Annotated in this window: 17 protein-coding genes; 9 read left to right on the top strand and 8 right to left on the bottom strand. The window is 37.9% G+C overall.

The features are described 5' to 3' along the window. Positions 1 to 101: 101 nt before the first annotated feature. The 8 genes from OE105_RS01525 to OE105_RS01490 form a co-directional block, all read right to left on the bottom strand. Positions 102 to 794, bottom strand: coding sequence for an aspartate/glutamate racemase family protein (locus OE105_RS01525; RefSeq protein ID WP_275420985.1), 693 nt, complete (start codon positions 792 to 794; stop codon positions 102 to 104). Between the two features lie 148 nt (positions 795 to 942). Next, positions 943 to 1932 (bottom strand): SPFH domain-containing protein, encoded by a 990-nt coding sequence (locus tag OE105_RS01520; RefSeq protein ID WP_275420984.1) that lies wholly within the window; start codon positions 1930 to 1932, stop codon positions 943 to 945. Positions 1933 to 2058: 126 nt separating this feature from the next. Further along, positions 2059 to 2814 carry a TPM domain-containing protein gene (locus OE105_RS01515; protein WP_275420983.1) on the bottom strand — a complete coding sequence of 252 codons (756 nt, stop codon included), beginning with the start codon at positions 2812 to 2814 and terminating at the stop codon, positions 2059 to 2061. Beyond that, entirely contained in the window at positions 2811 to 3836 is a 1026-nt protein-coding gene (locus tag OE105_RS01510) for a TFIIB-type zinc ribbon-containing protein (RefSeq protein WP_275420982.1), read from the bottom strand. Before OE105_RS01510 ends, OE105_RS01515 begins: the two co-directional genes overlap by 4 nt. 85 nt (positions 3837 to 3921) lie before the next feature. Continuing rightward, entirely contained in the window at positions 3922 to 4593 is a 672-nt protein-coding gene (locus tag OE105_RS01505) for a PspA/IM30 family protein (RefSeq protein ID WP_275420981.1), read from the bottom strand. A 387-nt stretch (positions 4594 to 4980) separates the two neighbouring features. Further along, positions 4981 to 6780, bottom strand: a complete 1800-nt coding sequence (locus OE105_RS01500) for a hypothetical protein (RefSeq protein WP_275420980.1) — start codon at positions 6778 to 6780, stop codon at positions 4981 to 4983. Continuing rightward, positions 6781 to 7287 (bottom strand): PulJ/GspJ family protein, encoded by a 507-nt coding sequence (locus OE105_RS01495; protein ID WP_275420979.1) that lies wholly within the window; start codon positions 7285 to 7287, stop codon positions 6781 to 6783. Continuing rightward, positions 7271 to 7705, bottom strand: a complete 435-nt coding sequence (locus OE105_RS01490) for a type IV pilus modification PilV family protein (RefSeq protein ID WP_275420978.1) — start codon at positions 7703 to 7705, stop codon at positions 7271 to 7273. The genes OE105_RS01495 and OE105_RS01490 overlap by 17 nt, the downstream gene beginning before the upstream one ends. Before the next feature lie 346 nt (positions 7706 to 8051). Here OE105_RS01490 and OE105_RS01485 point away from each other — a divergent pair, with 346 nt between their 5' ends. From OE105_RS01485 to OE105_RS01445, 9 genes are all read left to right on the top strand, one after another. Continuing rightward, positions 8052 to 9353: a VanW family protein gene (locus OE105_RS01485; RefSeq protein WP_275420977.1), complete on the top strand. Its 1302-nt coding sequence runs from the start codon at positions 8052 to 8054 to the stop codon at positions 9351 to 9353. A gap of 68 nt (positions 9354 to 9421) precedes the next feature. Continuing rightward, positions 9422 to 11074, top strand: coding sequence for a GspE/PulE family protein (locus tag OE105_RS01480; RefSeq protein WP_275420976.1), 1653 nt, complete (start codon positions 9422 to 9424; stop codon positions 11072 to 11074). Positions 11075 to 11086: 12 nt separating this feature from the next. Beyond that, positions 11087 to 12139 (top strand): type IV pilus twitching motility protein PilT, encoded by a 1053-nt coding sequence (locus OE105_RS01475; protein WP_275420975.1) that lies wholly within the window; start codon positions 11087 to 11089, stop codon positions 12137 to 12139. Further along, complete coding sequence (locus tag OE105_RS01470; protein WP_275420974.1) at positions 12126 to 13331, top strand: type II secretion system F family protein; 1206 nt, start codon at positions 12126 to 12128, stop codon at positions 13329 to 13331. The genes OE105_RS01475 and OE105_RS01470 overlap by 14 nt, the downstream gene beginning before the upstream one ends. Before the next feature lie 188 nt (positions 13332 to 13519). Further along, entirely contained in the window at positions 13520 to 13993 is a 474-nt protein-coding gene (locus OE105_RS01465; RefSeq protein ID WP_275420973.1) for a type II secretion system protein, read from the top strand. Between the two features lie 252 nt (positions 13994 to 14245). After that, positions 14246 to 15232 (top strand): type IV pilus biogenesis protein PilM, encoded by a 987-nt coding sequence (gene pilM / locus OE105_RS01460; RefSeq protein ID WP_275420972.1) that lies wholly within the window; start codon positions 14246 to 14248, stop codon positions 15230 to 15232. Further along, positions 15229 to 15819 carry a PilN domain-containing protein gene (locus OE105_RS01455; protein ID WP_275420971.1) on the top strand — a complete coding sequence of 197 codons (591 nt, stop codon included), beginning with the start codon at positions 15229 to 15231 and terminating at the stop codon, positions 15817 to 15819. Before pilM ends, OE105_RS01455 begins: the two co-directional genes overlap by 4 nt. Next, on the top strand, positions 15812 to 16486 hold the full coding sequence (locus tag OE105_RS01450) for a hypothetical protein (protein WP_275420969.1): 675 nt from the start codon (positions 15812 to 15814) through the stop codon (positions 16484 to 16486). The genes OE105_RS01455 and OE105_RS01450 overlap by 8 nt, the downstream gene beginning before the upstream one ends. Before the next feature lie 104 nt (positions 16487 to 16590). Next, complete coding sequence (locus tag OE105_RS01445) at positions 16591 to 17346, top strand: prepilin peptidase (protein ID WP_275420968.1); 756 nt, start codon at positions 16591 to 16593, stop codon at positions 17344 to 17346. The last annotated feature ends 37 nt before the right edge of the window (positions 17347 to 17383 follow it).

The following is a 17383-nucleotide window of genomic DNA, read 5'->3' as shown; positions in this document are numbered from 1 at the left end:
CTTTAGGTCTGATTTTTTACCACCAAAGTGATTCGGATTTTCAAACAGCTTTTTCTTCATATCATTTCATTAGAGGAGCCAATTCATCCTACCGAAATTCCTTAATCTTGCAACGCTTGATTCACCGCTTCAATGGCATGAATTTTTGTTGTATCGAATACAGGAACGTCTAAATCCTCTTTCTGGATTAATAATCCAATTTCCGTACAGCCTAATACAATCCCCTCAGCTCCTTGATCCACTAGGTTTTTGATTACTTGTTTATAGTATTCTTTGGATGATTGTTTAATCGTACCTAAACATAACTCTCCATATATAACATTGTTAATCCCTTCCCGATTCGTTTTGTCGGGGACGACTACATTTATCCCGTTCATTTCCATTCGAGATTTATAAAAATCTTGTTCCATCGTATATTTCGTCCCTAATAGTCCAACTGTTCGAATATTGGATCTTTTTATTTGATTAGCCGTTGCATCGGCTATGTGTAAAATAGGAATGGTGATGTTTTCTTCGATATGGTTAATTACTTTATGCATCGTATTTGTACATATGGCAATAAATTCAGCCCCGGCTTTTTCTAACGCTCTTGCAACCTCTCCTAATGTTCGACCTGCTCGTTCCCAATCGCCCTTCGCTTGATCACGTTCAATTTCTTCAAAATCAACACTATATAATATACATTTTGCTGAATGCAGTCCACCTAATCGTCTTTTTACTTCCTCATTTATGATTCGATAGTATTCAAGGGATGACTCCCAACTCATCCCACCAATTAGACCGATCGTTTTCATAAACGTTCCCCCATCTACATTCGTTTGATACAAATGTATAAAGATTTCTTTCTACTGACGCTGTAACAGTTCCACATCGTTTTTTTGTAACGAATTAATACTATGCATAAATGAATGAAAATGCTTTTTGTAACCTAGTGCAAATCGCTTATTGTAATTTATAACCACAGTTCGGGCAAAATTTCGTACCTTCATTTTTTTGGCCACAATTTGGACAGAAGTTCATCTTTTTCGGAGTTTCTCCGCCCTGGCTCGTTTGTGTTTCTGGTTGGACTCTCTTCGCTTCCGGTTTTTCATCTTCCATATTTTTCATCATTTCCTTCGCCATATTCATCCCCATCATCATCCCGGCCATATCCGATGCGACACCACCACCGGACATTTTTCCAGAACTCATGCCATCAACGAAGGAAACTTGTTGATACCGTTTCATATCACCGACCATTCCGTAAGAGGCATTTTTCGTAATCATATCTTGAATCTCTTTCGGATAGTTGAAGCTCATAATTTGAAAGCCGGAAATCGTGAGACCATCATCCAACACTTCCATGTCCAAATCTTCACGGATGCCTTTAGCAATCTCATAGGCATTTGCTTGTAAATTGAACATGTCCTTTCCTTCTTTGGAAATCCATTTCATCAACAATTGATCTAAGATCGCTGTAATGCGAATTTTCACATCATCTACGACATAACGATCTTTCACACCGGCAATTTTATCGATTAAAGCGACGTAATCATGCACTTTAAATTGAAACGTTCCGTTCGCACGAATCGGGATTCCTCCAGGCATTCCTGGAGCAGGCATGTTGATTGGATTTTTCGTTCCCCATTTCACCGTAAATTCCTTCGTGTTGACAAACAATACTTCCACCCGCATTCCACTATTAAAACCGAATTTGAAACCCTTTAATGTGGACAAAAACGGGATGATTTCCGATTCGATGTTATACTCGCCTTCATCTTTAAAAATTCCTTCAATTTTTCCGTTATAGATGAAAATCGCGTCTTGTCCAGGGCGGATAATCAATTTACTCCCCTTTTTGATTTCCCGATTGCTCCATTTCCAAAAAATCATATCATCGCGAAATTCTTCCCATTCGACGACGTTGGCAAATTGATTCCTAAAAAAAACCATCTCACTCATTCCTTTCTATAAAACAATTTAAAAAACGGATGAAACCTCTTTTTCTATTTGAAAATAGATGTACGTTCGTTTATAACGAAAATCAAGAAGGTAGTAGAAAACGTTTTGGAAAAAATGCTAAAAACTTCCTCGACTTCCGCTATGGGAATGTCCTCCTCCGGTGATTCCTCCACCACCACTGGATTGGTTATTTTGCGGTTTCCGTACTTTCGTAACCGTCGTTCTTAAATAGTCATCCTTTCTCGCAACGACCCGTGACGTTTTGTGATCCATATACGTCGAACTGTGAACGGTCGATTTCCCTCCACTTTGCCAAAAGAGGGAGAATACGACGAGACCACCAATGACTACTGCAATTATAAGTTGAAACCACCACTGCAAAAAGATATTTGCCGGTTCTGAACCGAGGTAGTGATCCACTTGATCGATGAATTGTTGGAAAGCTAAAGAATACGCTCCAGCACTCAAATCCGGTGTAATCGACTCGCGAATATGATCCAACCGGGAGCCATTTAAATATAATTCTCCCTTATAAAATCCAGCTAGATAAACTTCCCTATGATTCATATCGAGGGTAATCATCGCCACGTTCCATTTATCTAACCCGAGTTCCTCGATTTTTCTATCATAAAAATCTTCCGTATAATCTTTTACGTCAATGGTCGGATCATCTACGGTTACAATTAATACGTCCGTATCCCATTTTTCTGACACAGACTGGGCATACGACTCCAGTTCTTCCTTTTCAGCATCCGACAAAATTCCAGCATCATCATAAATTCGTTGTTCGATTGCAAAGGCAGGATGAGCGAAGAGAAAACTAATGAACAACGAAAAAAGGAACGTGTAAATTAAAAACGATTTTTTTCTCATAATAGACCGCCTCCCATGAAAAAGGTGACGAGTCTGAGTATAAGGACGGTCACACCTGCTACACCGAAAAACCATCCTGCCATTTTCCCGGTACTAATAGGTGGTTTTCCGACAACCTTTCCCGTTTGACCGTTCATTGCAAATATATAATCTTTTTGTTTGTAATTGTATGTCACCATCCATACTGGAAGAAGGACGTAATAACTTTTCTTTTTAAGACTATCAATATTCTTTTCCTCTGGCATAAAAGAACTATATCCAGATACGGTGGATTGGATATATGAATCTAAGAAACGTTCAATCTTCGTTTTCGCTCGAGGCAATAATTCATCGTCATTAAAATTGTATTTTTCCGCAATAAACCCGGCCAAATACGGCGTTTTAAAGTCCTTTAATTGGTTATACGGGTACGGTTCTAATCGATCCATCAATTCGTCGTCCATTTTCTTTGATGCATCAACAGGAACTTTCACATAGTCGAGATTAATATCACGAAACACGCGATAATATTTCGTTTCCGTATAAATATAATCTCCGCTCGTATATTGACGAACCTTCGTTCCAACTCCGGAGACTTTTACCCGACTATTTAAATCGTACATCCAAAAAGGCACGTACATTCCGGTAATATTTTTTATTCGATCGGCAGTCATAAAATCCCTAGGTGTAATTAGACCGTGTTTGCACCATTTTTTGAAAGTCGCTACTGCCTCGTCTCGACTAATGGAAAAGGGAATGACATATGTTGGTGCAAGGGTTCCAGAAACCCGCTCCCGAATGACAACCCCTGCACCGCAAAAACTACAACGGGTCGCTACCGTATCTGAATCTGTGATTAAAACGGCTCCACAATTTTCACAATGGTATTCCTTCGTTTCATCTTCCATCGTCGTCGTTATCAAATCTTCCGAAAATTGATCAATCGAATCCTCTCTCCCACACGAAGGACAAGATAATGTCCCCGACTCACTGTCAAAGGACATATCGTCGCCACAATTCGGGCATTTATAATGAATGATCATATACTTCACTCCAAATATTTTCTTTCATTTCAGAAAGCTGCAGCCTTTCATTGCCGCAGCTTAACAATTTCATTTCTAATAAAACTTATTTTTCCTTTTGCATCTTTGCTTTCAATGCTGCCAGTTCATCTTCTACACTAACCTGTTCATCATACTTTGCCGCAAGATCTTCTAAATCATCCTTCGGTTCCGCATTTAATTCCGCCATCGCATTCGCTTCATCCAACGCCCGATTAATTTTATCTTCCATCCTGTCAAAGGAAGAACGGCTATCTGCACCGGTTGTGGAACCGAACTGATTGATTCGTTGTTGCGTTTTAGCAACAGACCATTTTGCCTTCAACATTCTTCTTTTCGCTTCTAATTCATTAATATCAGAAACGAGTTTATCATGCATTTGCCGCATTTGACTGGCGTTTGATGCTGCTAAATCATAGGCAGATTGTAATTCCTTCTGTTTGGATGCAAGCTGTACTTTCCGTTCTAAAAACCGTTTCGCATCATCTTCATTTCCCGCTTCCAACGCTTTCATCGCATATTTTTCCATCTTATTCATGTCCGAAGTGCATTCATCCAATTCCCGTTTAGCCCGTTGTTCCTCCGCCATAACCGATGCGGTCTCCGCCTTTACCTTCCCTAAATCTTGATTTAAATTTCGTAAATATTGATCGATCATTTTCTCCGGATTTTCTGCTTTATCCAATAGGGCGTTCATATTTGCTGCCATAATATCTTTAAACCTTCTTAATATACTCATCCATATTCCTCCTAAAAATAGATTTATTATATATAGCGAATGAAGGGGGATAAAAGATTCATTTTTCCAAGCGAATGTATGAAAATAAAATGCGTAGGTTGATAAAATGAGGCAAAAACATAATCGATAATGAAACATATTGATAGCGATGGAACTTCTAAGGAAGAAACAATACAATTGATTAAATGAGGTGTTTTTTATTTTTATTTATTTTAACATAGATTTGTGAACGATTTATACGATTCTTTTTTAAAATATTATGGTAATATTTTTTTAATAATTGGTCTTCCTTTTAAAAACAATCAATACATTTAGCCAACGAAACAATCAATACATACATCATTAAAAAAAGTGGGTTCCAATCGCTCAACCCACTTAAAAAGTATTTTATTCAACATTTACCGTTTCTCTTTCAACTATTTGCGGTGGATCCACAGCCATGACCATAGGCTCTCGAGCTTTTAAATCCGCGTACGTATTCATAATTTCCGGATCGTAAATAATTTGTAATCGGGAAGTTTTATTGTACTGGTTGATTTTTCCCTCGAAGTATTCTCCGCCATGTTTTTGCGCACCGGAGAATTTATAATAACTTGATCTTCCTCGAATCGCGTTAAAAACAATTCGACTTGCCGAAACACCGCCTTCAATTTTTATATTTGAACCGACACCAAACATTTGCAACGCATCATTCGAATAAAAGAAGCCTTTTATATAACTCGGTTCATTTTCATGTACACTAATATTATGAATATCGATTTCCCCATCAGCAAAGATAATCAATGATCCCCCATTTAATCCATTAATCACAGAATTTTCGATGACCACATTTCCTTTCACATACATGATCGAATTGATTTTTGCATTTACATTGTTAATGTATACATTTCCTACCACATAAATTGGTCCATCCAACTCAACCCAACCGTCATCGATTTTTAAGTCCCCATCAATATAGGCACCGTTTTCGAAACTTGTTTTATTTACCTCATATCCTTCCGTAATAACAACATCGTTATTCGTTGAAAAGGAACCAAAATGATTTTCTCCTACTAAGTAAAGATTTTTACTGGAATTGACATAGATTTTTTCTCTTGACCAATTTGGATAATTATTAGCAGTATTCCATAAATAATTGTAAGACCAATCCCATATAGGCGTAACCTCTTTAACTCCAGGAGTATTCTTATCAAATTTAAAGGAATTAATCGTCTCATTGATTTTAATTTCATCGCGAACCGGTTCCCGTTGTACAATTTCCGGAGCATTTCCTTCAAAAAAGACTTGTTCCAATGAATTCGTTACATTTCTATAGTCGCTAGTGGACTGTCCATCATCTTGACATAGCCACGGAAAAAGCCAACACAAAAAACCATTGTTTGACGAATTATTCTCACTTCCATTATCAAAATCTGATGTAGAAAGAAGAGTTTCATAGTCAGGGGTATGATCAAAGGTGTATACATTTCCTTTTAAAACCATTTTCGATGTCTCTTCGGCTTCAGTGGGCAAAATAGCTGGATAGGTGGATTCAATCCAATATTGACGTCCATTTAAAAAGGCGTATCCCCGATCGGTGATAACTAAATGTCGATCGACTTTCAAATCACCGGTAATCGTAACTCCACCATGTAAATAGACGTTTCCTTCTCCACCAAAGCATCTTCCACCATCTTTACATTCATCGGATAAATTCGATCCAACAGCATATTTTAACGACTCCAATGTGGATTGGGCACCAAAATCGATCGTCGTTTTCACTTGTTTTACCGTTCCATCAACGACACCCGATCCTAAAATCGTCACCCGACGTTTTAATTCATCGCTATTTTTATCGGATGGAATCGTTTGAATATCAATCACTTCCGCCTCATATGTCCCTGTTTCATTCGTCCTTTTCTCAATTGATGCATCGTTTAACACACGAACTAAAATCGATTCAAATTCGGTCCGGGAGATTCCGTTTTCACCAATTTGTTCCGATAACTCTTTGTAAATATCCTCCGCTAAATGCTCAACCCCCATCATCGCCAGTTCTTTCGCTTGAATGGCTTGTTCGCTCGACTGATTTCGTTTCGCACCTGTAATTGTTGCAGCCATAACCGTTAATGTTAAAACGGTGAATAGAATAAAGACGAACATCGTTAGTAATAGGGAATAACCTCGCTCATTTTTTACATAAAACAATTAATTCTCCCCCCTTCCATCATCGATAATATTGATTACACTTGTTAATTCCATCGATTTTTCCGAATCTTTCATTTTCAACACAAGTTTTACCATAAACTCCGTCTCACTCATCGGGATCATGGTCGATTCATCGGTTATTTGTACATCTGGATTTAATAATTTAACCTCCTCATTATCGATGTAGAGAGTTCCTTCTTTAAATCCGTAAATTTTTTCTTCTCCCTTATCACGTACTTTCAAATATCCTTGTCCCTTTGCTAAATTTGGCATCTCAATTACATCGCTTGCTTTTAATGTAAAAAATTGTTCGATTAAATTTGACATAATGTAGTCAGCTTCATCACGTAATTTCGTTTCTTCCATCGTTCTTTCATAGGAATGGATACCGTTAAATAAAACTGCATAAACAATCGTTCCAACAATCGAAAAAATCGTAATCGTCGCCAATAATTCAACGAGGGTCAAACCTTTTTCTAAATGAAGATGTTTACTTTTCCTTTTCATTTTGGACAAACCCCTCCACCTTCGATGAAACGAAACGTTCCCCGTCCAGTCTCACTTCGACTAACACATGAATAAAACCTGATACGTCATCGATTGTCAGATCGATAGTTACAATATATTTTTTTTCATTAATCATTTGTTCTTCAACGATTCGATTTTGTTCATCGATCTCTAATCCTTCATTCAGTTGAATGCCAGCATCCGTTACAGAAAAGTAATAGGTAGGACTCGTTTTTACCCGCTCTAAAGTCGCCTTTGCCAAATGAATGGCAACGATTTTTTCATTATTCGAATTTGCAGTTTTTTGTGAGAACATGAATATTTGAAAAAAAGTTAGAATCGTAATTGATAAAATCGTGATTGCCACGACAACTTCCAGTAGCGTAAACCCCGCTCTTCCCTTTTTCGATGGTTTCATCAATTTGCACCTCATTATTCACAAAAATACCTTTAACAAATGGGTAAATGAATGGTAAAATAGTAAAAAAGTCCTATTTTTATAGTACAATTGTCCTTATTTATATCATACTATGTTTTTTGAAAAAATGATGAAAAATCTACAAAATAGTCACGATTTTTTCAACAATTATTCTCAATATGAGGAAACTATCAAGTTAAAATAATTTCAGACTGAATATGTTTATCATTGCATATACGATCGTTCTTTTCAATACAACCTTTACCTTTCCTATCTTAGACTAAAACACCCCTAAAATGATTCGGTGCGTTTACTAGGATGAATTTTTGAAAAGGGGGACATTCCCATGGGAAAAAGAAAAATTTTTGTTCTTGCCTTTATCTTCCTTTTAGCCCTTATCCTCATTTATTTATTGTTTGTTCGAAATCAACAAATGACTTTCCCAACAGGCTCAACGATCGGTGGTGTTGATGTTGGAGGAAAAACGGAAGAAGAAGCTAAATATGTAATCACCGAAACGATCGTACAGTGGAAAAAAGAGCCTTTGCAATTGATTACTTCAAAAGGGCTTTTCCCAATACCGAAAGAGGTAATCCAGTTCGATGTAGATTCTTCCATCTCTTTATTGAAAGAACAACTAAAGAAACCTTGGTACCAGTTGTTTCAAAAAACAAAAGGAAAACAAATTCCTTTAAACGTTTCCATTCAATTGGACGATGACTTATTGGAGCAACTAAATAATCTTGTGGATGTTGAACAAACGATTGAAAAAATTCACCAAAACGCTTCTTATTTAAAAAAATCTGAAATCGAAGCGGTCCAATTGGAAAACCTTGAAGAAACGGTTATTGTAGAATCTACGTGGCAAATTCCCGAAAATTATCATTTTATCGATTTGTTTATAGAAGAATTAAATAACATAACGATTGAACCGGGTGAAATTTTTTCCTTTTTAAACCACGTTGTTGAAAAATTAAGTCATTACAACGAGGAAGAAGGAAATTTCGTCGCATCCCAACTTTATTCTGTTTTCTTACAGACAAATGTTCAAATCCTTGAAAGACATTCTCAAGGGGTCATCCCTACCTATGCGACAGCAGGAATCGAAGCGGAGGTCAATAACCAAGAACAATTGGATTTAATGGTTAAAAATATAGGGACGAATCCGTTAACGTTGAAGGCTACCCAAAAGGGCAATCAATTAACGATACAAGTTGTATCACAGAAATCGGAAAAAACGTACACGTATCAAATTATAAATAAAATCGACGTCCAGTTCCCAACGATTATACGATACGACAAACAACTGAATCCTGACGAAGAAAAAATTATCCAAAATGGAATCGATGGAAAGCGGGTGGAAGTATATCGGATTCCATCTTCATCCAACGATTCAAAATCGGAGCGAATCAGTCGAGACTATTATCCGTCAACTCCAAAAATTGTTGCGGTCAGTTATAGAAATATAGAGGGAATAACTGCTGGCGAAGGAAATGAAATGACAGATTCAAAATTGGAAGATGAACTTTTAACAAATCCTGAAACTGAAGATGAAACAACGGAACAAATGAATGAAACGGATGAACAAAAGGGGAATGAAGGGTCAAATTTCGATTCCATTTATGAGCAACCAAATATTGTGAAATAAAAGCATCAAACTCGGATCATCACCTGGAAGATGGCAAACATATTCGATGAATGAAAGGGGTACATCCCATGGCACGAAAACGGTTAGGTGACTTACTTATCGAGGCAGGAATCATCACACTTGAACAATTGGAATACACATTAAAAAATAAATCACCGGATGAAAAATTAGGGGATGCCCTGCTTCGTGAAGGATATATTACGGAACAACAATTAATTGAAGTTTTAGAATTCCAATTAGGAATTCCGCACATTAATATTTATCAATATCCGATCGATCCGGAAGCAGTGCAGCTCGTTCCAAAGGAGTTAGCAAAAAGATATTACGCCATGCCGATTCGTCGGGACAAAAACAAGTTAATGGTTGCAATGGCCGACCCGATGGACTATTTCGCCATCGAAGAACTACGAATGGCTACCGGATTTCAAATTGAACCTGCCATTGCAACAAAAGATGAACTGTACCGAACGATTATGAAATACTATGATCTACAAGAATCGATGGAAGAGATTATGGGGGATTTAACCGTTGACACCCCTGTTGATGAATCCGTTGTCGATGATGATTCCCCTGTCGTTCGGTTAGTGAATCAAATTATCGCCAATGCCATCGCCCAGCGTGCCAGCGACATCCATTTCGATCCACAAGAGACGGATTTTCGCGTTCGAATTCGTGTTGATGGCATTTTACATTCGGAACGTTCCTTACCAAAACATATGCAAAATGTTATTGTCGCACGGATTAAAATTATGGCGAATTTAAATATAACCGAAACCCGCCTACCACAAGACGGGCGAATAAAAACGACGATTAATTTCAAGCCGGTCGATATTCGCGTATCTAGTTTACCTACCATTTACGGAGAAAAGATCGTCATGCGAATACTCGATTTATCGAACGCATTGAACAAATTGGAAAAGGTCGGCTTTTCCGATGAACATTTACAGATGTTTGAAAATATGTTAAAAAAACCAAATGGCATTCTTTTGATTACCGGTCCGACTGGGTCTGGAAAATCTTCCACCCTTTACGCGGCTTTAAACGAATTGAATTCGGATACGGTCAATATTATTACCGTTGAAGATCCGGTGGAATACCAATTAGAAGGAATTAACCAAATTCAAGTCAATGAACAAATCGGTCTTACCTTTGCTAACGGTCTACGTTCGATTTTACGACAAGATCCAGACATTATTATGATTGGAGAAATTCGCGACACAGAAACGGCGGAAGTAGCCATGCGGGCGTCCCTTACCGGCCATTTAGTCTTAAGCACATTACATACGAATAGTGCTGTTGAGGCAATTTCCCGACTGCAAGATATGGGTATCGAACCGTTTCTCATTTCCTCTTCTGTCATCGGTGTCGTCGCCCAACGGCTCGTACGAAAGGTTTGCAGGGACTGTCAAGAAACGGTACCCGCTACGGAACGGGAAAAACAAATTTTTGCCAGTCGGGGACTTACTATCGATACGGTAAAAAGAGGTCGAGGCTGTCCGAGTTGTAATATGACCGGATATCGAGGACGAACGGCGATTCACGAAATATTACCGGTCGATGATACGATCCGAAAACTTATATTAAATTCCGCTTCTACGACGGAAATCCGTGATTACGTTCGCAAAATTCGAATGAAATTTTTAATTGATGACGGTTTAATGAAAGTTAAACAAGGATTGACAACAACGGAAGAAATATTACGAGTGGCTTCACTAGATTAGGGGGAAGGATATATGGCGACAACCATAAAAGAATTACTGAAAAGAGCATGCGATACAAACGCTTCTGACCTTCATATCATCGTCGACTCCCCTCCTATATTACGTATCGACGGAAAATTACAGCCGATTGGGTCGGAAAAATTAACGAAAGAAATGACGGAGAAAATGGCGAGGGAAATCATCCCAGACAAACGTTGGGCAGACTTTCAAGAAACGGGAGAATTAGATTTTAACTATGAACTGGAAACATACTCCCGGTTTCGACTTAACGCCTTTCGTCAACGGAATTCAATTAGTATCGCCATTCGAAGGATTCCAAATGAAATTCCGAAAATCGATGAATTAAAACTTCCGAAAGTATTGGAAACGATACTAGCCAAACCGCAGGGGCTGATTCTTGTCACAGGACCGACCGGATCGGGAAAATCAACGACCTTAGCAGCCATGATCGGTTTTATAAACGACCATTTTTCCAAACATATTATTACGTTAGAAGATCCAATCGAATACGTTCACAGACATCATCAATCGATTATTAATCAACGGGAAGTCGGAACAGATACGGATAGTTTCGCCAGTGGACTTCGAGCTTCTTTAAGACAAGATCCGGATATTATTCTCGTCGGGGAAATGCGGGATTTGGAAACGATCGCCACAGCCATTACGGCAGCGGAAACCGGTCATTTAGTTTTAGCGACACTCCATACTACCAGTGCCGCCCAAACGATCGACCGCATCATCGACGTGTTTCCGCCCCATCAACAGCGACAAGTCCGTTTACAAGTGGCCAATGTATTGCAAGCAATCCTTTCCCAACGTCTCTTTCCATTAAAGGAAGGAAGAGGACGAATTGCAGCGACGGAATTATTAATCAATACCCCATCCGTTGCCAATTTAATCCGAAATGAAAAAATACATCAAATCCAAAACGTTCTGCAAACGAATCGGGCAGCAGGCATGCATACGTTGGAAATGTCAATTAAACAATTAGTCAATAGTGGAACGATCAGTTATGAAAGTGCCGCACCATATTTGAATACAGGTGATTCAAATGGCTACTTATAAATATGTCGGACGGGATAAAAGCGGTCGAATGAAGCGGGGAACGGTAAGTGCCGTCAATAAAACAGAAGCAGCAAAAAAATTAAGGGAGTTGGGGGTCAGTCCCCGGGAAATATTTGAGACGAAAAGTGTTTTACAAAAGGAAATTACCATTGGGAATGCGGTAAAACAACAGGATTTTGTCCTATACGTTCGGCAATTCGCCACATTGATCCGAGCTGGAATTACGATTGTTGATGCGACGAATATTTTAGCAAAGCAAACGGAAAGTAAAATGTTAAAAAAAGTATTAGGAGTGGTTGAAGAAGATCTTCGCTCAGGTATTGCCTTTTCCGACGCAGCCGAAAAACATCCGAAAATTTTTCCACCGATGTTTGTCAATATGGTTCGAGCCGGAGAAGTAACCGGAAGTCTTGATGAAACATTGGACAGGCTTGCCACATATTTGGAGAAGCAATATAACTTAAAGAAAAAAATTCAGTCGACGATGGCCTATCCCATTACCCTTTTAATCGTTATTATCGCCGTAGTTATCTTTCTCATGGTGACGATTATACCGAGTTTTTCGAGTTTGTTCTCCCAGTTTGACGCGGAACTACCTGCTATTACGAAATTTATGATGAACTTAAGTTCCGGTGTACAACATTATTGGTGGATTGCCTTTCTAGTCCTTATGTTATTGATCCTTTTATTTTCAATTGGGATGAAGCAAAACGACCGCTTCCAATATGGGGTACATCTGTTTTTATTAAAAATGCCGATTTTTGGAAAATTACTCCAAAAATCAGCGATCGCGAGACTTTCTCGCACACTATCATCCCTTTTTTCCAGTGCGATTCCAATTTTACAGGCTCTTACGATTGCGGAAAAAGTCGTTGGCAATCCGGTCATCGGGAAAGTTATATCCGATGCCCGCGATAGTTTGGAAAAGGGAGATCAATTGTCCGACCCTTTATCCAAAAGTTGGGTAATTCCACCCTTGGTTACCCAAATGGTAGCCGTCGGTGAACAGACAGGCCAACTGGACTTTATGTTTTCAAAAATTGCCGATTTTTATGAGGAGGAAGTGGATCGAACAGTCGATGGGTTAAAATCGTTAATTGAACCAATTATGATCGTACTCCTTGCCGTCGTCGTTGGAACGATTGTCTTATCAATTATGGTACCGATTTTCCAAATTTATCAACAAGTTTAATAAAAAATGCCCTTTTAGGAGGTGGTGCCAAGGGATTGGGAGAAACTGAAGAAATGCCTTAATTGTTCTATCTCTGTTCTACCAGTTTAAACATGAACGTTGGGTTCTGACACTCATAATCTGCTGTTATAAGGAATTAATACGCGCTAGATTCGTAACAAATCTTTTAAAAATGAGGAGGAAATAAAATGAATAAGTTGAAGAAACGATTGAAAAATGAAAAAGGGATGACGCTTGTTGAACTACTCGCCGTACTCGTTATTTTAGGTATTATTGCAGCGATTGCGGTGCCGATGATTGGTAATATTATTAATGACTCGAAAGACAAAGCCATTTTAGCAGATGCACAGATGATTTTATCCGGGGCGAAGCTAGCTTATGCTAATGGTGAAGGAACACCAGATTCAACGGAAAGCAATAAAATTACATTTCAAAAAGATACTTTGAAAAATTATGTAGACGGCATCGATTCTAATGCAACTTATTCAGTAACTTACGATAGTAGTAGTAATGAATGGACAGTTTCCTATTCAGAACTCGGAAACCTGAAAGATAACAAATATGATGAGATAAAAAATGAAGAAAAAATTACCAGTACCCAAATAAGCAAGTACCTAAAAGGTGAAGATGATACTTCTACTCCACCTGAAAATAATGAATAAAACAATTAATAAAATCCATAAATATAACTTTTCGATTAGCTCATCCAGATTTTTTAGAGTTAATTATATCGTATTGTAATTACACTGAAAGTTTAATAAATATCTTTTAATCACTTATTGTCTATACCCTATAAATTAAATTTTAAAATTTAATTTCAACAAATTTTCTGTGTGTAATTAAATGAACTAATGTTTTGATTTGTATCAAGAAAATAATATGAATTTAATAAGTTAGTTGAAGGAGGTCCCCCCATGCTCAAGTTATTGTCCAACAATAAAATCATTCATTTCGTTGTCGATGATTACGCCATTCGGATGGTGGAGTATGCAGGCGGCGGATTGGAAAAAATAAAACAATATAAAGAAAAATCGATTCCCGCCGGTCTCATCGAGCATGGGCGGATTGTCCATGAATTGGAATTTTACGAATTTATAAAAGCCCTCACAGAAGAATGGGGCATTAAGCGGAGAAAGGTTCAGTTTTACGTACCCGATTCCCTTATAATTATGAAAAAGGAATCCTATCCCGCTCATTTGAAAAAGGAAGAGTTGAAAGGCCATTTTTATATGGAATTAGGGCAATCCCTTTATTTACCCTTTGATTCGCCGATATTCGATGTTCACCCTCTCCTAAAGGAAGGGGAGGACAGTGAAAAAAGGGAAGCGATTTTGTTTGCTGCACCAGAAGATGAGATTCAAAAATATGCACAAATATTCCAAGATGCTGGCTTGCAACCCGTTGTAGCCGATATTCGTCCAATCGGCATTTATCGATATTACAAAGAAATCCATCGTGAATTCGATGGAAAATCATCCATCCTTTTTTTCGAAGTAAATTTGCATTCGATTATGATCAGTATTTTTTCCGACGATACACCGGAATTTTTACGCTATATCGAACTAAATGTACCTATCAAGGAATGGACATATTTAGAAAGGGATAATGGACAATTTCGCTGGAACTATACGGGAGACGAAGAACAACTATTCGGTTTAATCAACGACCAATTAATGGAATTGGAGCGTATTATGAATTTTTATCGATATTCCCTTCATAAAGGAGAGAAAATGATCGACAAAATAGTTTTACTCGGTGATTTTCCAACATTACAACCGATTTTTGAAAAAATGGAGACGAATTTTTCCATACCGATTGAAATGATTACCCCATTCCTTCCCTCGATATCAAGATCCTTCATTCCTGCATTAGGACTTGCGTTAAGGGGGGAAGTGAAATGATTCCTGACATTAATTTATTACCAGAAAGAGATCGAAAAGCGGATGCATTTGGAAGGGTTTTTTATCTTTTAATCGGTATATGGGTAATCCTACTAATTGTGTTTGGCTATCAATTTTTTCAAACGAAAAGCGATCGTGAAACGCTCCAAAAAGAAATTGACTCGTTAACGTTAGATAAAAGGATTTTGGAAACGAAAGGAAATGAACAACCGACAGATGACGCAAATCGATTTCAAGAAGCCGTCGAATATGTGGACAACTTACCGTTACCCACATCCAAAATAATTACCGAATTGCTTCATTTACTTCCAAATGAACATAGTTATTTAACCCATTATTCTTATACGGGAGGAAATGTATCCATTGAAACAGCATTTGAAACATTAGATTCGGTAGCTACATACGTAAGCAAATTAACGAATTCAGACATGTTTCAAAATGTGAAAGTGGATCATATTTCTACTACTTCTATCGAAACAGATCAAACGGAAACGTATTTTGACGTTTTACCGAGATACAACGTCCTGATTACGATTGAAGTATATCTTTCTTCCCTTCGACCGGCTGGGGGTGATATAGATGAATGAGTTACTCCATGAAAAAAAGAAACTCGCCCTATTATTGATTATCATCTTGTTTCTACTATTTGGTCTTTTATACGTGTACATGCTTTTACCCGTTAAAAAAGAAGTGGAACAAAAAGAAATAACAGTCCAACAATTAAAAGATGAAATTACCATTTTACAAAGTCAATTCAACCAACGGGAAGAGGCTGAACTGGAAAATACGTTTTTCCTAGAAAAAAAACTTCCTCGCTCTCGAAAAATCGATGATCTCGTCCTCGATTTACAACGAATTGAATACGTCTCAAATAGTAGAATTGAAGCCATCGATTTTACCAATTATGACGGTTCCTTTTCTGATCTAGATTTACCGAAAGCAAGCGAAGAAAACAAACAACAAGAAGAAGCGGAAAATAACAATGGGATGGATGAAACGGCGAATACAACTGATGAATATACGAATAGATTACCTGAAAATGTAAAATATATTACGTTGCAATTGTCCGTGACTTCGCCGGATTTTGAACATTTTTTCACCTTTTTAGAAGAAGTGGAAAAATTAGAACGGGTAGTAAATGTGGATCGATTATCGTTTTCAAAACCTGGGGAAGAAGAATTGTTAAGTGATGAACCGGATGACGAATTTATTCGTACGGATATAGAACTTACAACCTTTTACTACGATTCATAATCATTCAAAAAACAAATGCTCAATTAAAACATGAACACTTTCTTTTAAAATTTTTTTCGTTATCGTATAATCGAATTTTGAAATAATGGTGATGAGGTAGAAATATGAACATTTTTGTTGGTTTTACCTTTTTTGTACTCGGTCTAATATTCGGTTCCTTTTTCAATGTCGTCGGAATTCGGCTTCCGAAAAAGGAATCGATTGTCTATCCCGGTTCTCATTGCCCCCATTGCAACCATCCACTCCGTTGGTATGAAAATATCCCCGTTTTGTCCTATGTATTCTTACGGGGACGTTGTCGCGTATGTCGGGAAAAAATTTCACCGATTTATCCAATTATGGAACTGGTTACCGGTTTTTTGTTCACCTTCAGTTATTTTCAAATCGGTTGGAATGTGGAGTTAATCCTTGTCCTTTTATTCGTTTCCTTACTTGTCATCATCACCGTTTCCGACCTGTATTATATGGTAATTCCGAACCGAATCTTGCTCATATTTTTCCTTTTGTTCGTTAGTTTCCGTATTTTAATTCCAACGGAGCCTTTTTGGGATGCGTACTTGGCTGCGTTCATCGGTTTTACCATTCTTTATATATTGGCGATTATTAGTCGAGGCGGTATGGGCGGTGGAGATATAAAATTATTCGCCACAATCGGAATCGTTCTAGGTACAAAGGCAACGTTGATGACGTTGTTCCTTTCCTCTCTAATTGGAGCAATATTTGGTATCATCGTTATTTTGATTAAAGGATACAAAAAACGGATGCCTATTCCGTTCGGGCCGTTTATTGCAATTGGTGCACTTCTATCGTATTTTTATACGGACTCAATCATCCATTGGTATCTCCATCTTTTGTTCTAAGGCCCTTCCGTTCAGATTAGGATCCGGTTACTGGACC

This window comes from Fervidibacillus halotolerans, assembly GCF_026547205.1.
Taxonomy (GTDB): Bacteria; Bacillota; Bacilli; order Bacillales; family Caldibacillaceae; genus Fervidibacillus; species Fervidibacillus halotolerans.
Note: the sequence above shows the minus strand (reverse complement) of the source record. Positions and strands in the feature narration are given on the sequence as shown.

Coding starts and splice junctions, on each gene's coding strand:
- OE105_RS01525 (WP_275420985.1), bottom strand. CDS start 794: ATGAAAACGATCGGTCTAATTGGTGGGATGAGTTGGGAGTCATCCCTT.
- OE105_RS01520 (WP_275420984.1), bottom strand. CDS start 1,932: ATGGTTTTTTTTAGGAATCAATTTGCCAACGTCGTCGAATGGGAAGAA.
- OE105_RS01515 (WP_275420983.1), bottom strand. CDS start 2,814: ATGAGAAAAAAATCGTTTTTAATTTACACGTTCCTTTTTTCGTTGTTC.
- OE105_RS01510 (WP_275420982.1), bottom strand. CDS start 3,836: ATGATCATTCATTATAAATGCCCGAATTGTGGCGACGATATGTCCTTT.
- OE105_RS01505 (WP_275420981.1), bottom strand. CDS start 4,593: ATGAGTATATTAAGAAGGTTTAAAGATATTATGGCAGCAAATATGAAC.
- OE105_RS01495 (WP_275420979.1), bottom strand. CDS start 7,287: ATGAAAAGGAAAAGTAAACATCTTCATTTAGAAAAAGGTTTGACCCTC.
- OE105_RS01490 (WP_275420978.1), bottom strand. CDS start 7,705: ATGAAACCATCGAAAAAGGGAAGAGCGGGGTTTACGCTACTGGAAGTT.
- OE105_RS01485 (WP_275420977.1), top strand. CDS start 8,052: ATGGGAAAAAGAAAAATTTTTGTTCTTGCCTTTATCTTCCTTTTAGCC.
- OE105_RS01480 (WP_275420976.1), top strand. CDS start 9,422: ATGGCACGAAAACGGTTAGGTGACTTACTTATCGAGGCAGGAATCATC.
- OE105_RS01475 (WP_275420975.1), top strand. CDS start 11,087: ATGGCGACAACCATAAAAGAATTACTGAAAAGAGCATGCGATACAAAC.
- OE105_RS01470 (WP_275420974.1), top strand. CDS start 12,126: ATGGCTACTTATAAATATGTCGGACGGGATAAAAGCGGTCGAATGAAG.
- OE105_RS01465 (WP_275420973.1), top strand. CDS start 13,520: ATGAATAAGTTGAAGAAACGATTGAAAAATGAAAAAGGGATGACGCTT.
- pilM (WP_275420972.1), top strand. CDS start 14,246: ATGCTCAAGTTATTGTCCAACAATAAAATCATTCATTTCGTTGTCGAT.
- OE105_RS01455 (WP_275420971.1), top strand. CDS start 15,229: ATGATTCCTGACATTAATTTATTACCAGAAAGAGATCGAAAAGCGGAT.
- OE105_RS01450 (WP_275420969.1), top strand. CDS start 15,812: ATGAATGAGTTACTCCATGAAAAAAAGAAACTCGCCCTATTATTGATT.
- OE105_RS01445 (WP_275420968.1), top strand. CDS start 16,591: ATGAACATTTTTGTTGGTTTTACCTTTTTTGTACTCGGTCTAATATTC.